Source organism: Actinomadura vinacea, assembly GCF_039532545.1.
Lineage (GTDB): Bacteria > Actinomycetota > Actinomycetes > Streptosporangiales > Streptosporangiaceae > Spirillospora > Spirillospora vinacea.
On sequence record NZ_BAAARW010000011.1, the window covers coordinates 483,699 to 498,482 of the forward strand.

At 73.2% G+C, this 14,784-nt stretch carries 17 protein-coding genes; 5 read left to right on the top strand and 12 right to left on the bottom strand.

The window, feature by feature from the left end:
* Positions 1-37: 37 nt before the first annotated feature.
* The 3 genes from ABD340_RS13950 to ABD340_RS13960 form a co-directional block, all read right to left on the bottom strand.
* Positions 38-976 carry a hypothetical protein gene (locus ABD340_RS13950; protein ID WP_344589336.1) on the bottom strand — a complete coding sequence of 313 codons (939 nt, stop codon included), beginning with the start codon at positions 974-976 and terminating at the stop codon, positions 38-40.
* Positions 977-1,355: 379 nt separating this feature from the next.
* Positions 1,356-1,847: a TetR/AcrR family transcriptional regulator gene (locus ABD340_RS13955; protein WP_344589337.1), complete on the bottom strand. Its 492-nt coding sequence runs from the start codon at positions 1,845-1,847 to the stop codon at positions 1,356-1,358.
* A 55-nt stretch (positions 1,848-1,902) separates the two neighbouring features.
* The gene (locus ABD340_RS13960; RefSeq protein WP_344589338.1) at positions 1,903-2,070 is read right to left on the bottom strand and encodes a hypothetical protein; all 168 of its coding nucleotides are present in this window, start codon (positions 2,068-2,070) and stop codon (positions 1,903-1,905) included.
* Between the two features lie 233 nt (positions 2,071-2,303).
* Here ABD340_RS13960 and ABD340_RS13965 point away from each other — a divergent pair, with 233 nt between their 5' ends.
* Entirely contained in the window at positions 2,304-3,014 is a 711-nt protein-coding gene (locus ABD340_RS13965) for a DUF1707 SHOCT-like domain-containing protein (RefSeq protein WP_344589339.1), read from the top strand.
* Positions 3,015-3,043: 29 nt separating this feature from the next.
* On the opposite strand, the gene ABD340_RS13970 is transcribed toward ABD340_RS13965, so the two are convergent.
* The 5 genes from ABD340_RS13970 to ABD340_RS13990 form a co-directional block, all read right to left on the bottom strand.
* Entirely contained in the window at positions 3,044-3,829 is a 786-nt protein-coding gene (locus tag ABD340_RS13970) for a sirohydrochlorin chelatase (RefSeq protein ID WP_344589340.1), read from the bottom strand.
* The gene (locus ABD340_RS13975) at positions 3,811-4,521 is read right to left on the bottom strand and encodes a phosphoadenylyl-sulfate reductase (protein WP_344589341.1); all 711 of its coding nucleotides are present in this window, start codon (positions 4,519-4,521) and stop codon (positions 3,811-3,813) included. The genes ABD340_RS13970 and ABD340_RS13975 overlap by 19 nt, the downstream gene beginning before the upstream one ends.
* Positions 4,518-4,730, bottom strand: coding sequence for a hypothetical protein (locus ABD340_RS13980; protein WP_344589342.1), 213 nt, complete (start codon positions 4,728-4,730; stop codon positions 4,518-4,520). The genes ABD340_RS13975 and ABD340_RS13980 overlap by 4 nt, the downstream gene beginning before the upstream one ends.
* 31 nt (positions 4,731-4,761) lie before the next feature.
* Positions 4,762-6,414 carry a nitrite/sulfite reductase gene (locus tag ABD340_RS13985; protein ID WP_344589343.1) on the bottom strand — a complete coding sequence of 551 codons (1,653 nt, stop codon included), beginning with the start codon at positions 6,412-6,414 and terminating at the stop codon, positions 4,762-4,764.
* A gap of 306 nt (positions 6,415-6,720) precedes the next feature.
* Positions 6,721-6,924, bottom strand: a complete 204-nt coding sequence (locus tag ABD340_RS13990; protein WP_344589344.1) for a hypothetical protein — start codon at positions 6,922-6,924, stop codon at positions 6,721-6,723.
* Between the two features lie 93 nt (positions 6,925-7,017).
* Here ABD340_RS13990 and ABD340_RS13995 point away from each other — a divergent pair, with 93 nt between their 5' ends.
* The 4 genes from ABD340_RS13995 (at position 7,018) to ABD340_RS14010 (ending at position 10,692) form a co-directional block, all read left to right on the top strand.
* Entirely contained in the window at positions 7,018-8,130 is a 1,113-nt protein-coding gene (locus ABD340_RS13995) for a YihY/virulence factor BrkB family protein (RefSeq protein ID WP_344589345.1), read from the top strand.
* Positions 8,131-8,185: 55 nt separating this feature from the next.
* On the top strand, positions 8,186-9,145 hold the full coding sequence (locus ABD340_RS14000) for a phosphotriesterase family protein (protein ID WP_344589346.1): 960 nt from the start codon (positions 8,186-8,188) through the stop codon (positions 9,143-9,145).
* Positions 9,146-9,286: 141 nt separating this feature from the next.
* Positions 9,287-10,063, top strand: coding sequence for a phosphoribosyltransferase (locus tag ABD340_RS14005; RefSeq protein ID WP_344589347.1), 777 nt, complete (start codon positions 9,287-9,289; stop codon positions 10,061-10,063).
* Complete coding sequence (locus tag ABD340_RS14010) at positions 10,060-10,692, top strand: dienelactone hydrolase family protein (RefSeq protein ID WP_344589348.1); 633 nt, start codon at positions 10,060-10,062, stop codon at positions 10,690-10,692. Before ABD340_RS14005 ends, ABD340_RS14010 begins: the two co-directional genes overlap by 4 nt.
* A 293-nt stretch (positions 10,693-10,985) precedes the next feature.
* Here ABD340_RS14010 and ABD340_RS14015 read toward each other — a convergent pair whose 3' ends face one another.
* From ABD340_RS14015 to ABD340_RS14030, 4 genes are all read right to left on the bottom strand, one after another.
* Positions 10,986-11,282, bottom strand: a complete 297-nt coding sequence (locus ABD340_RS14015) for a WhiB family transcriptional regulator (protein WP_081640018.1) — start codon at positions 11,280-11,282, stop codon at positions 10,986-10,988.
* Positions 11,283-11,469: 187 nt separating this feature from the next.
* Entirely contained in the window at positions 11,470-12,375 is a 906-nt protein-coding gene (locus ABD340_RS14020; protein WP_344589349.1) for a ferredoxin family protein, read from the bottom strand.
* A gap of 166 nt (positions 12,376-12,541) precedes the next feature.
* Positions 12,542-14,137 carry a glycerol-3-phosphate dehydrogenase/oxidase gene (locus tag ABD340_RS14025; RefSeq protein ID WP_344589350.1) on the bottom strand — a complete coding sequence of 532 codons (1,596 nt, stop codon included), beginning with the start codon at positions 14,135-14,137 and terminating at the stop codon, positions 12,542-12,544.
* Complete coding sequence (locus ABD340_RS14030) at positions 14,134-14,769, bottom strand: TetR/AcrR family transcriptional regulator (RefSeq protein ID WP_344589352.1); 636 nt, start codon at positions 14,767-14,769, stop codon at positions 14,134-14,136. The genes ABD340_RS14025 and ABD340_RS14030 overlap by 4 nt, the downstream gene beginning before the upstream one ends.
* Between the last annotated feature and the right edge of the window lie 15 nt (positions 14,770-14,784).

Sequence of the window (14,784 nt, forward strand, 5' to 3'; positions counted from 1 at the left end):
CCCTACCTGGCATGATCGCGTAAATCATCGGCGAATGTCATGGGGTTTTCGCGAGTTCGCGCTCCGGGACGGCCCGCAGCATGGCGGCCATGAGCGCCAGGCCCACGGCGACGCTCAGGGCGTGCTGACCGGCCGCGACCACCGGATACTCGGCGGTCACGAAGCCCCCGGGCCGGAGGAGCACCACCGGCAGTTTCCAGCCGGCCCACGCGAACAGCGAGCCCGACGCCCCGAAGGCCAGCGCCATCGGGATCCACGACCGGAGCCCGGCGGGCCGGCGGCGGGTGAGCACCCGGACGCTCCAGGCGCCGAGCAGGGCCCACAGTCCGGAACCGGCGTTCATCAGCCGCCCGTTGAGATCCAATTGATCGCGATGGGCCGGGTCGAGCCCCAGGGCCCCGCCCAGCGCCCAGTACGACCAGAGCAGGCCCAGCCCGACCGCCGCGGCCATCGCCGCCGTGACCAGCGGCGATGAGCGAACCTGGGCGTCCCCGACCCGGCCGGTGAACGCCCGCGGCCATCGCTCCCTCAGGTAGATCGGCAGAGCCACCGCCAAGCCCACCGCCATCCCGGCGAAGCCGATGGTGATGAGGACCGTCTCCCAGGTCGGAGCCGAACCGGAACCGTCGTCCCCGCCGCCACCCGGGCCGGTCCCGAGCGCGTCGAGGACACCCCTGATCACCGTGTACGGAAGCATCGGCACCAGCAGGCCCGCGCCCACCCAGGAAAAGAAGAGCACCGGCACGGCGGGCAGCCGGCGTCCCCATCGCTGGGCCAGCGCCAGCCCGAGCGCGACCCCGGTCGCCGCCATCGCGATCGTGACGGAGTTCAGTACCACCCAGCCGGCGGTGCCGAAGCCGTCCGGACCGTCCCCGAGCAGCGCCGCCGCTACCCAGACGACCTTGACGACCAGATAGAGCGCCATGCTGAGCGCCGCGGCGTACCCCGCGAGCCTGCGCAACGTGCCCCAGCCCACCCGTCCACCCGCCGCATCCAAAAGCCCTGCCGTCCCTCGCCTCATCCGAACCCGCACTCCCCGCGCCGACCGATCTCAACGCAGGCGAGCCTCCCGGAGCCATCGACGGCGAGGGACCCGCCGGGGGAGGAACCTCCGGCGATCGCTTCCCCCGCGCGAGGGAAGCGAGATCATCCTCAGGACAGGGACGCCGCGGTGACCGTGACCATCGCGTAGCGCATCCGCCGGAGTGGGTCTTGACAGGGTTTGCCTCCCTCGGCACGGATAAAAACAATCAGTTGTTTGTTTCAGCGTCAGCGATGTCACCGTGGACCCCGGGGGAACCCCGCGTCAGGCTCGTGTTCCCCGCTCACGACGAACAAGACCCATAAGACACGCCCTAGGAGTGCAGGCCGGTCAGGGCGTTGTCGGCGATGAGGTCGCCGACCTCGTCCGCGGTGAGGCCGCCGACGGGGGAGTACCACTCGGTCGCCGAGTTGAGCATGCCGATGAGGGCCAGGACGGAGACCCGCACGTTGCGGACCTCGCGGAACTCCTTGTTCTCGATGCCGTCCGTGATGATGCCGGAGAACAGCTCCTCGTACCGCCGGCGCAGCTTGACCACGCGCTTCTGGTTCTCCGGGCCCAGGTACGTCCACTGGTGGAACGCCACCCGCGTCTGCGGGGGGGCCGAGAGGACCCGCATGTGCGCGATGATCGCGGCGCGCAGCCGCTCACCTGCCGGGGCCTCCGCGCCCACCGCCGTCTCGATGCTGTTCAGGTAGTTCTGGATGCCGCGCTCGACGATCCGCAGCAGCACCTCTTCCTTGCTGCGGATGTGCACGTAGAGACTGCCCGGCAGGATGCCGACGGCGTCGCTGATGTCGCGCATGCCCACGACCGGGTACAGCGCGAAATCGGCCGGCCGGCGTGGGGAGGAGCGGGGTTCAGCGGCCGTCGGCGGTGTGCTCCCCGGCGCCCTGGGGGCGGTTGTACTCGGGGGGACGGCGTTCGAGGAACGCGTCGACTCGGCCCGGCAGGCGGACGTCCGGGACCTGCCCCGGCTCCGGGACGCCGTGTCCACCGGCGTCGGCGGGCTCGGACCTGGCGCTCACGCGGCTGAGCGTGCCGAGCCCTTGACCGGACCTCATGACCACGGTGCCGCCCCCTTCTCGCCGGAGGGGGCGGCGCCTTGGCGCCAGAGCCGTCCTTGACTGGGCCTCCAAACTGGACCCCCGACGAAAGCGGCGGAAACGGGCATCTCTGTGGAGGGTCATCCTTTGGGTCCGGAGTGATCTCGTTCGCGCGGCGGATTGCTTGAGGGCCCTGAGGGCATACTTTTTGAATCATGAGTCAGCCCACCCCGCCGCAGGGCCGGCGGCCGTCCGAGCGCCGGTCGCAGGTCCCGCCCCACCCCCAGCACACCTCCCCCCTGGGCGGCGACGCGGGCGGCGGCTCGGTGCGCGCCTCCGACGCCGAGCGCGAGGCCGTCGTCGAGGGGCTGCGGGTGGCGTCGGTGGAGGGCCGGCTGACCTTCGAGGAACTGGCCGAGCGCACCGAGGCGGCCTACCTGGCCGTCACCCGCGGCGATCTGGAGAACGTCACCGCCGACCTGCCCGGCATGGGCGCGCCGGGGGCCGAGCCCGCTCCGACGCAGGTGAAACGGCGCTTCACCGCGATCATGGGGGACTGCAAGGAACGCATTCTCGGCCGCGTCGAGCAGGAGCTCGAGGCACTGTCGGTGATGGGCGACATCGTCCTGGACCTGCGCGGCGCCCAGGTGCCCAGCGGCGAGGTCAGCGTGGTCGCCACCGCCGTGATGGGCGATGTGAAGGTGATCGTTCCGGACGGCGTGACGATCGAGATGACCGGCTACTGCGTCATGGGCGACCGCAGCGTGCGGGTCCGGGAGGCGCGGGCGGGCGAGCGGGTCCCGCTGGTCCGGGTCCGGGCGCAGGTCGTCATGGGCGATCTGAAGATCGTCGACGACGAGCACCACGCCCCCGTGCGGCGGGCTTTGGCGTCCTGGTGGGAGGAGCGCAAGACCCGCCGCGACTGATCCGCCGCGCACGGGTCACACGGCGCCGGTCACACGGCGGCGGCCGTGCCGCGGGCCGCCAGCGCCTCGGTGTAGCGCAGCAGCACCAGCTCGGCCAGCTCCGGCGCGGCGCCCAGCACCGGCGACACCGCGGCCGCCCCGGCCGCCAGCGCCTCGGTCCGGACCTTGTCGGCGAAGTAGCCCTCGGCCAGGAAGTACGAGGCGACGACGACGCGCGGCGCGCCCGCGCCGTGCAACGCCTCGACGGCCTCGGCCGGGGTCGGCCTGGCCGCGGACGCGAACGCCGGGACGACGTCCCGCCAGCCCCGCGCCCGCCACTCCCGGGCCATCCTCCAGATGGTGGCGTTCGCGGACGCGTCGCTCGACCCCGCCGACACCAGCACCACCGCCGTGTCCGGGTCGCCGACCCGCACGCCCGCCTCGGCCAGCCGCCGCTCCAGCGCGTCCACCAGCAGCGGGTGCGGGCCCAGCGTCGCGGCCGTGCGCAGCCCGAGCAGCGGGTGCCGCCGCCCGACCCGCGAAAGCACGCCGGGAATGTCGGTCTTGCTGTGGTACGCGGCGGTCAGCAGCAGCGGGAGCACGACCGCCTCACCCGCGCCGCGCGCGGCGAGGCCGTCCAGCACCCGGGCTGGCGCGGGCGGCGCGTGGTCCAGGAACGAGGTGCGCACGGGCACGTCCGGCCGCCGCGCCCGCACCGCCGACAGCAGCTCCTCCACCGTGGCGGCGGCGCGCGGGTCCTTGCTCCCGTGCGCCACCGCGACCATCGGCGGGGCCGCGCCCCAGGAGACCGGCTCCGTCACAGGTGGATGCCGCATTCGGTCTTGCCCATCCCGGCCCAGCGTCCGCTGCGCGGGTCCTCGCCCGGGGCGACGGGACGCGTGCACGGCGCGCAGCCGATCGAGGGGTAGCCGTCGTAGTGCAGCGGGTTCACGATGACGCCGTTGTCGGACATGTAGTTGTCCATGTCCTCCTGCGTCCAGTCCAGGATCGGGTTGACCTTGACCATCCCGCGCTTGCGGTCCCACTCGACGACCTTGCGGCCGCGGCGGCTGGCGGTCTCGTCCCGGCGGATCCCGCTGAACCAGGCCATGTAGCCCTCCAGCGCCCGGCCCAGCGGCTCCACCTTCCGCAGGTGGCAGCACAGGTCGGGGTTGCGGCCGTGCAGCCGGGGGCCGAGCGCGGCCTCCTGCTCCTCGACCGTGCGGGACGGCGTCACATTGATCACGTTCACCGGGTACACGGCCTCGACCGCGTCCCTGGTGCCGATGGTCTCGGCGAAGTGGTAGCCGGTGTCGACGAACAGCACGTCGATCCCGGGCTTGACCTTGGACACCAGATGGATCAGCGCCGCGTCCGACATCGAGGAGGTCAGGCAGATCCGGTCGCCGAAGGTGGCCGCGGCCCAGCGGATGACCTCCAGCGTGGAGGCGCCCTCCAGGGCGGCCGAGGCGGACTCGACGATGTCTTCGAGATCAAGGGTCGGTCTGTCGGTCTCCAGCAGCGTCACCGAAGGTTCTCCTTGTGTGTTTGGGGCGCTCCAACACCGAGGAACTTCAACGCGAAGGAACGGACGCAGTCACGGCAGAACCACGCCGCTCCCTCTGGCTTGGGCTTGGACGGGCCCCCGGCGTCGTCGCCGGAGGCGGGGTACTCGCGCGGCTCGAGGTTCTCCTCGCCGCAGTACGGGCAGTAGAACGGCGCGGCACGTTCGCTCATTCCATGACTCCCGTGTCTTTCGGTGGCGGTGTTACTTGAGGTCGGCGTCGTCGGCGCGCTGCACCCAGGCGGCGAAGGTCTCGCCGTCCTGGCGCTGCTCGTCGTAGTTGCGCACGACCCGCTCGACGTAGTCGGTCAGCCCGGCCGAGGTGGTCTTCAGGCCGCGGACCTTCTTGCCGAACGTCGCGCCCACCTGGCCGCCCAGATGGATCTGGAAGCCCTCCACCTGGTCGCCGTTCTCGTCCACGACCAGCTGGCCCTTGAGGCCGATGTCGGCGACCTGGATGCGGGCGCAGGCGTTCGGGCAGCCGTTGACGTTGATGGTCAGCGGCTGGTCGAAGCCGGGCAGCCGCTTCTCCAGCTCGTCGATCAGGTCCATCGCGCGCTGCTTGGTCTCGACGATCGCCAGCTTGCAGTACTCGATGCCGGTGCACGCCATCGTCTGGCGGCGGAACGTCGACGGGCGGACCTGCAGGTCGTGCTCGGCCAGCGCGGCGGCCAGCGGTTCGGTGTTCTCCTCGGGCACGTCGAGGATCACCATCTTCTGCTCGACCGTGGTGGCCACCCGGCCCGATCCGTAGCGCTCGGCCAGATCGGCGATGACGCCGAGCAGCGGGCCGTTCACCCGGCCGACCTTCGGCGCGAAGCCGACGTAGTAGTTCCCGTCCTTCTGCCGGCTGATCCCCACGTGGTCGCGGCGGGGGAGCGGGGCGGCGGGCTCGGGGCCGTCGGGCAGCCCGTACCCGAGGTACTCCTTCTCCAGTACCTCGCGGAACTTCGCGGCGCCCCAGTCGTTCACCAGGAACTTGATCCGGGCGCGGTGCCGGAGCCGCCGGTACCCGTAGTCCCGGAAGACCGACACGATGCCCTTCCAGACCTCGTGCGCCTGCTCGGGCTTGACGAACACGCCCAGGCTCTTGGCGAACATCGGGTTGGTGGACAGCCCGCCGCCGACGAACGCCTGGTAGCCGGGCTCGCCGGCCTCGTTCACCGTGCCCACGAACGCCACGTCGTTGATCTCGTGGACGGTGCAGTGCGCGGTGCAGCCCGACAGCGCGGTCTTGAACTTGCGCGGCAGGTTGGAGAACTCCGGCGAGCCGATGTAGCGGTCGTGGATCTCCCGGACCTGCGGGGTGGCGTCGAGCACCTCGTCCTCGGCGATCCCGGCCAGCGGGCAGCCCATGATGACGCGCGGGGTGTCGCCGCACGCCTCCATGGTGGACAGCCCGACCGACTCCAGCCGCTCCCAGATCGCCGGGACGTCCTCGATCGCGATCCAGTGGAACTGCACGTTCTGCCGGTCGGTGATGTCGGCGGTGCCGCGCGCGTACCGGGTCGCGATGTCGGCGATCGCGCGCAGCTGCGGGCCGGAGAGCTGCCCGCCGTCGATGCGCACCCGCATCATGAAGTAGCGGTCGTCGAGCTCCTCGTCCTCCAGGATCGCGGTCTTGCCGCCGTCGATGCCCGGCTTGCGCTGCGTGTAGAGGCCGTACCAGCGGAACCGGCCGCGCAGGTCGGCGGGGTCGATGGAGTCGAACCCGGCCTTGGAGTAGATGTCGATGATGCGGCGGCGGACGTTGAGGCCGTCGTCGTTCTTCTTGTTCTCTTCGTTCTTGTTGAGCGGTTCCCGGTAGCCGAGGGCCCACTGGCCCTCGCCTCTCTTGCGCTTGGTCGCAGGTGGCACGGCGCGATCCTCATCCATCTGGTGTGGTGGGACGCGTAGCGCACCGGCATCGCGAACAGCCGGCTCGACACTGAGCAGGGTCGTTTCAGAGGTGACGCCGATGCACCACGCGCCGGTGGAATACAGCGAGGCGTGGTCGGGGCGTCACAGACAGATCGCGCTGCGGACGCGCAGGAAGTCCACGTGCCGGCGCATTACCAGCAACGGATCCGCAGCAGTCATATCCGAACTCTGACACGCCGTCTCGCGGGCTGTCCAGTTGCGTCCGGCATGCGGACAGGTGAGAAGGGTCATCTTCACCGGCCCTCAGCCCTGCCGCTTCCAGTTCACCGGAGGCTCCGACCGCCCGGCGGCGCCTTCGCCGTCGCGGGGCCCGCCTTCGGCGCCGGGATCGGGCGGCGGCCCCGGCGGGCCGTCCCGCGTGGCGGGGGTGGCCTGGTGCTGGCAGTCGCACCACGATCCGCCACGGCACTCCCCGTGGTGGTGGTCGCGGCACGCCTGGCAGATCACCTGTCCATTGTCACCGACGTTCGGCGATGCGCGCGACGGCGGGAATGGGCGATCGCGCAGGTGCCGGGCGGATGACACTCTACGGTTATCGATGTGACCACGGGTTCGGAGACCACCGGCGCCGCCGGCCCCCGGGCAGAGGAGGCCGTCGCGGAATCCAGGGACGGGCGGTCCGCCCGGCTGCGCGCCCCGCTGCGGGCGGTAGGGCTGCGGGCGGTAGGGCTGGGCGCGCCGCTGCGCGCCATACGGTTGCGCGCCCGGCTGCGCGCCGCGGGGCGGATCGGCTGGGAGCTGGTCCGCGGCACCGCCGTGGCGGCGTTCCGCCACCGGGTGACGGGGCTGGCGGCGGAGGCGGCGTTCTTCGCGCTGCTCTCGACGCCGCCGCTGGTGATCGGGCTGATCGGGACGATGGGGCACTTCCGCGGCGCCATCGGCCCCGGCACTGTGGGGGAGGTCCGCGGCTGGGTGATCGAGCGGGCGCAGACCGTGCTGACCGGCCCGGCGGTGGACTCGGTGGTCGTCCCGCTGATCGACGACGTGATCCGCGGCGGCAGTCCGGACATCGTGTCGGTGAGCTTCCTGATCTCGCTGTGGGCCGGTTCGCGGGCCACCAACGTCTATGTGGACACCATCACCATCGCCTACGGGCTGTCCGGGCTGCGCGGGGTGATCCGGACCCGGTTGCGCGCGTTCGCGCTGTACCTGCTCGGGCTGCTGGTCATGCTCGTGGTGATCCCGCTGCTGGTGGCGGGGCCGGCGCTGGTGCGGCAGGCGCTGCCGGAGAGCGCCGGGTTCCTGCCGGTGCTGTACTGGCCGGTGGTGGTGACGCTGTCGATCCTGTTCCTGGCGATGCTGTACCACATGAGCGTGCCGGTGCGGACGTCCTGGTGGCGCGAGGTGCCGGGCGCGGTGGTGGCGCTGCTGATCTGGATCCTGGGCAGCTTCACCCTGCGGCTCTACCTGGCCGGCTCGCTGGCCGGGGTGTCGGTGTACGGGTCGCTGGCCGCCTCGATCGCCGTGCTGGCGTGGCTGTACGTGGCGGCGCTGGCGGTGCTGATCGGCGCCGCGCTGAACGCGGAGATCGACTCCCGCTGGCCCAGCGCGGGAACCGCCCGGGCGCGGGCCCTCCGCGAGGCCGCCGGGTCCGACCCCGGGTCGGCCGCGGCGGCTGATGCCGGCGGCGGGTCTGACCCCGGGGAAAGGTAAAAAGTCCCCCGCATCCAGTCCTGAAAAGGCCAAATATGTCGTAGCCTCGCCTGATATGACCCCCCGCGAGGAGCACGGGCGGCTGCGCACCGTGACCGGAACGATCCCGATCTCCGCCGTCACCGGCCCGGTGCTGCCCCACGAGCATCTGCAGCTCGATCTGCGCTGGCCCGCCCGTCCCGCGCTGCTGGACTCCGACCCGCGCCGCTGGCTGGACGAGGAGAAGCCGGTCACGCACGAGCTGGCCGGGCTGCGCGAGGCGCACGACCTCGGCCTCGTGGTGGACCTGACCTGCACCGGGATGGGCCGCAACGCCGCCGCGCTGGCCCGGATCGCCGCGGGCTCGCGGGTCGCCGTGGTCACCGGGACGGGCTTCTTCGCCGAGCCGTTCCACCCCGCCTTCGTCCGCGCCGCCGATGCCGACGCGCTGGCCGAGCGGCTGCTGGCCGAGATCGGCTTCGGCCTGGACGGCACCAACGCGCTGCCCGGCGTGATCGGCGAGATCGGCACCTGGGGCGAGAGGCCCACCGAGGTCGAGGAGCGCTGCCTGCGCGCCGCCGCCCACGCCGCCCGGTACTCCGGGCTGTCGGTGGCCACGCACGGCCGTTCCGGGCTGGCCCAGCTGGAGATCCTCACCGGTGCCGGGCTGGCCCCGCACCGGGTCGCGGTCGGCCAGCAGGACCTGGTGGACGAGCCCGCCGCGCACCGCAAGATCGCCGAGTCCGGGGCGTACGTCTCGTTCGGCTCCCTCGGCCTGGCCGCGGGCGACCCCGAGGCGCTGGCCACCCGGGTCCGCAACGTGCTGGAGTTCCTGGACGGCGGGCACGCCGACCGGCTGCTGCTGAGCACCGGAATCGCGCGGATGACGCAGATCTCCCGGTACGGGGGCCACGGGTTCGGGTTCCTGTTCGACACCTTCGTGCCCGCGCTGCGCGCCGCCGGGGCCGACGAGGCCACGCTCCGCCGCGTCCTGCGCGACAACCCCCTGCGCTGGCTGGCCGGCGCCACCCGCTGACGCCCCCGCGCCGCGGCGGATAGGGGCGCTCCCGGCGGGCGTGCTTCGGTGTGAGTGGGTAGAGCACAAATAGGCGTTTTAGGTGTTCTGCCGCGTCACCAGAAGGGGGTGACGCCGATGCGCTGGAACAGGACCGCGCGCATGACCCCGGAGCGTAAGTCCACATCGGGTGGGGCCGCATCGGGTCCTGGGGCTGCACGTGACCGCCCGCCCGTCCGGCTTCCGTTCACCGACCGCGCGGAGGCGGGCCGCGTCCTGGCCGAGTGGCTGGTGCCGCTGGACCTGGACGCGGCGGTCATCCTGGCGCTGCCGCGGGGCGGCGTCCCGGTCGGGTACGAGATCGCCCGGCGGCTGTCGGCCCCGGACCGCCCGGTCCCGCTGGAGGTGCTGGTCACCCGCAAGATCGGCTATCCGCGCCAGCCCGAGCTGGGCGTGGGCGCGATCGCCGAGGGCGGCGAGCCCGTCTTCGACCACGATCTGCTCGCCCGGCTCGAACTGGACGAGGGCGACCTGGCCGTCACCGTGGAGGCCGAACGCGCCGAACTGGAGCGCCGGGTGCGCGTCTACCGCGGCGGGCGCCCGCTGCCCGCCCTGGCCGGACGGCCCGTGGTCGTCGTGGACGACGGGCTCGCGACCGGGGGCACCGCGCGGGCCGCGCTGCGCGCCGTGCGGCGGTGGCGCCCGTCCCGGCTGGTGCTCGCGGTGCCGGTGGGCGCCGCCGAGACCGTCCGGGCGATGGAGCGGGAGGCCGACGAGGTGGCCGTGCTCGCCGCACCGTGGTCGTTCCGGGCGGTCGGGCAGTGGTACCAGCGGTTCGAGCAGCTGTCGGACGCCGATGTCGTCGGCCTGCTGGAGCGCGCCGCGGCCGAGCGGGAGGGCGCGGCGCCCGGCGCGGCGGTGCGGGGGCGGGAGCCATGACCGGCGTGCTCCTGCCCGTCGGCACCGTCCGCCTGGAGGGCGATCTGGCCGAGCCGCCGGGCGCCCGGGGCCTGATCGTCTTCGCGCACGGCAGCGGCAGCGGGCGGCACAGCCCGCGCAACCGCATGGTGGCGGCGGCGCTCAACGAGGCGGGCTTCGGCACCCTGCTGTTCGATCTGCTGACCGCGGAGGAGGAGCTCGAGGACCGGCGGACGGCCCGGCTGCGGTTCGACGTGCCGCTGCTGGCCGGGCGGCTCGGCCAGGTGGTGGCGTGGGTACGGGAGCGGGGGCGCGGGCCTACCGGCCTGTTCGGCGCCAGCACGGGCGCCGCCGCCGCGCTGGTCGCCGCCGCGGCGGTGCCCGGCCACGTCGGCGCCGTGGTGTCGCGTGGCGGGCGGCCCGACCTGGCCGCCGGGGCTCTGAAGGAGGTGCGGGCGCCGACCCTCCTCCTGATCGGCGGCCGTGACCTCGAGGTGCTGTCGCTGAACGAGCGCGCCCTGGACCGCATGGACCAGAGCGCCGGGCACCGGCTGGTCGTCGTGCCGGGGGCCGGACATCTGTTCGAGGAGCCCGGGACCCTGGAGGAGGTGGCCCGGCTGAGCGCGGAATGGTTCACCGCGAATTTGTGAAAAGGGCCGCACGCTCATCCCGCATGCGGTATCTGTAAAAGTTTTTCATCCGCCATTACGGTCGGCGGTGTGCCGCACATGTGACGCACATGTGATGAACGGCCGGGCTGTTTGCGTTGCCCGGGCCACTTGGCCCGGGCAACGCAAACGGCCCCGCTTGGCGGGGCCGTAACGTTTCCGGTGGCGTGCCGGGGTGCACGAGGGGAGCCGGGGCCGCCGGTGGCGGGACGGGGCCGCGAGGGGCGGCCCTGTCGCGCGTGCCGGAGGCCGACCGCCGGGGGCGATCCCGGTGGTCAGGCGGCGTTCGCGCGGCGCATCCGGCGACGGCGCTCAGAGGCGCGCTCGTCTTCGTTGAGGCCGCCCCAGGTGCCGTACTTCTCGGGCCGGGACACCGCGTAGTCCAGGCACTCCGAGCGGACCGGGCAGCCCATGCAGATCTGCTTGGCCTTGCGCTCGCGAATCTCGCGCTCTGGCTGACGCTCGCCGTCGGGGCCGAAGAAGAGCACGAGGTCTTCCCCCCGGCACGCCGCGGCGTCCTGCCAGCCCCAGCTGGGACGAGGGAGGTTTGCCTGCCGACGTACCTGAGCCATGGAACACCCACCTTGATTGGTTTGCTGAGCAATTTCGGACATGGACGCTCGACGTGCTCCGAAGACATGCGTCAGAAGCGCCGAAAGGTCCAACGTCTAGAGTTGCCGCTCTGTTCCCCTCGCCCGGTTCACCGGGTAACTGAGGGGCCGTGCGACAGGGAGACCCTCGAATGGGGCCTTGAAGAGATTACACGAGGGCCGCTTCGTTGAGAAGGGTGATGTCCCTAACAATGTAGGTTTCCAGGTTCTCCCGGCACTCCGAGCCGCACGGATCGGCCTGGGCGACGCTATCGAAGATCACCCGGTAACGGTTCCGGCGGGCCCGGACCACGGCCTCGTACTGCGATGTCCCGGTGACCGATTCCACCGTCACGCCACCGATCTCGAAGATCCCCGAATGCTCGCGGACGAAGTGCTCGGCGGCCTGGACCGGCTCGGGCCGCCCCGCCCTGCCGCGCAGCCGCAGCGGTGCGACCTGGCCTTTCAGATACGCCTCGACCGCTGCCGTGGCCTCGTCCGGGCCAAGGTCGCCGTAGTAGAGCGCGTGTGGCAGGCATACGAGATTCGCCGCGTAGCGGTCACCACCCACATGGGTCGTTTCCCATACAGAGGCCCCGAAACGCGATGCGAGGTGCCGGGCGAGCGGGGCCCCGGTCCGGGCGCAGCAGGCGTTGCGGCGCCCGTGCGTGCACACCAGCAGGACCGGGTCGGTCACCGGGTCGCCGAACCCGGGACGGCGGCCGGCCGCGACCGCGGCCAGGTCGAGCCCGGCCAGCTCGGCCGGGTCGGCCAGCTCGCGGCCCTCCAGCCAGGCGTCGTCGTCGGCGGAGTGGCCCGTGTAGACGTGCAGGGGCGGGGTGCGGCGGCGCCGTCCGGGCCTGCGGATGAGCTGCGGGCGGACGCCGGCGGCCAGCGCGGCATGGAGGGCGTCCACGATCGGGGCGGGGCCGGTGAGGTTCTCGATGCGCTCGGGCCAGGGGCCGGGATGCTCGATCAGCAGCCAGCTCCGTGCCTTCGCCGTCGCGCTGGCCAGGCACGGCCGTGCGCCCGAGTGGCTACCCGGGCAGTGGTCGCAGCCGATCCGGCGCGTCACGCGGCCTCCTTGCGGGGGGACGGTCCCGCACCCCCGGCGATCATGAATTTTCCTTAGGTTAGGGTAACCTAACCCATTCTCGGCGGGGTTAACCACGTGACACGCGTCATAGCTTCATGGACGCGAGGGGCGGTGACCTTTCCCTGAGGTCACAGCCGCCCTGAGATCACAGGGAGGCCCGGTACGCTCCGAGCGCCGCCTCCGCGGCGGGGACCGCGGCGTCGCGATCGGCCCCGACCAGGCCGATCCGGGTCCGCCGGTCGAGGAGGTCGGCCACGTCGAGGGCTCCCTCGTGCCGCACCGCCCACGCCAGCTCCACGCCCAGGACCGGCAGCCCCGGCACCACGGGCTCCAGGCCGCCCGCCGACTCCCGGGCGAGCGCGGCCAGCAGCGGCGCCTCCGTCCCGTACCGGCGGACGAGCCGCGCCGGGGCGTCCAGCGCGGCCAGGCGGTCCGGCGGCGCGGCGCCCACGAGCGGGATCCGCGCGGTGCGGCCCGCCCGTCCCGCGCCCGCCCGGCCGCCGCCGATCCGGCCCGCCGCCAGCGCCGCGTCGACTGCGTCCTGGGCCATCCGCCGGTACGTGGTCAGCTTGCCGCCGACGACCGTGACCACCCCGTCCGGCGCGGTCAGGACCCGGTGCCGGCGGGAGACGTCGGCGGTCGCGCCGCGCCCGTCGTCGAGCAGCGGGCGCAGGCCCGCGTACGCCCCGGCCACGTCCGCGCGGCGGATCGGGACCTCCAGGACGGAGCCGAGCACGTCCAGCAGGAACCCGATCTCCTCCTCGGCCGGCTCGGGCACGTCCGGGACCGGGCCGTCGGCGGGCTCGTCGGTCAGGCCCACGTGGACCCGGCCGTCGTCCTGCGGCAGCACCAGCAGGAAGCGGGACCGCGAGCCGGGCACCGGCACCTGCATCCCCGCCGTCAGCCCGCGCAGGGCCTCCGCCCGCACGACCAGGTGCGTGCCCCGGGACGGGCGCAGCCGCACCCCGTCCACCAGCCCGCCGGCCCACACCCCGGCCGCGTTGATCACCGAGCGGGCCCGCACCGGGATCGTCTCGCCGGTCCACTCGTCCCGGACCAGCGCGCCGTCCCCGGTCACCGAGAGCGCCCGGCAGCGGGTGAGGATCCGGGCGCCGTGCGCGGCGGCGGTACGGGCGATCGCGGTGACCAGCCTGGCGTCGTCGGCGAGCTGCCCGTCCCACGACAGCAGCCCGCCGCGCAGCCCGTGCGGGCGCAGCGGGGGCGCGGCCCGGAGCGTCTCCACCGCCGACAGGCCGCGCGGGCGGGGCAGCACCTCGCGCGGGGTGCGGGCCGCCGCCCGCAGCGCGTCCCCTGCGGTCAGGGCGGCCCGCGCCAGCGCCGCCTGCCGCCGCGGGACCAGCGAGGTCAGCGGCATGACGAACGGCAGCGCGCGCACCAGGTGCGGGGCGGTGCGCCGCATCAGCACGCCGCGTTCCACGGCGCTCTCGTACGCCACGTCGACCTGGCCGGAGGCCAGGTAGCGCAGCCCGCCGTGGATCAGCTTGGAACTCCACCGGGAGGTGCCGAAGGCCAGGTCGTGCGCGTCGATCGCGGCGACCGTCAGGCCGCGCGAGGCCGCGTCCAGGGCCGCCCCGGCGCCGGTCGCGCCGAGCCCGACGACCAGCACGTCGACGACCTCGCCGGGCAGCGCGGCCAGCTCGCGGGCGCGGCGCCCGGCGTTCAGGGAGGACCGCCCGGGCTGCGCGGACGGCACCGGGTCACCGGGCACGGAGCCGGTCACGGGGCCAGGGTCCTCTCCAGGATGTGCGCCAGCTCGGCGTCGAACGCGGCGTCGTCCAGTTCCGGGTCGGCGCCGTCGGTCATGGTGCGCGCCGACAGCACGAACGACTGGACGACCAGCAGCAGCGCGCGGGCCTGCCGGCCGGGGTGGCCGGCGCGGATCGTGCCGTCCGCGTGCCCGGCCCGCAGCGTTCGCTCGAACATCTCCAGGAAGCCCCGCTGGCTGGTGCCGCAGCGCTCGAGCACGTAGGGCAGCAGCAGCTCGGGGTCCACCTCGACGATCTTGCGGAGCAGCGGATGGGCGCGGAACGCGCGTGCGCCCGCGACCAGGCCCGCCACCATCCGCGGGCGGACCGGCCCGGCGTCGTCGGGCGGCTGCGCTTCGATCGCGACGGCCAGGAACTCCCGGGTCATCAGGTCGCTCACCAGGCTGCGCACGTCGGGCCAGCTCCGGTACAGCGTCATCCGGGAGACCCCGGCGCGCCGGGCGATGTCGGTCAGCGTCGTGCGGCGCACCCCGACGGCCAGGACGCAGTCGCGGGCGGCGTCCAGAACGGCGTCCCGCTTGCTCGCGCCGCCCGGCGGCGACGTCCCGGGCGCTGCCTCGATCGCCTTGTGACGTTCTGACGTCATATGTCACAGTGTAAG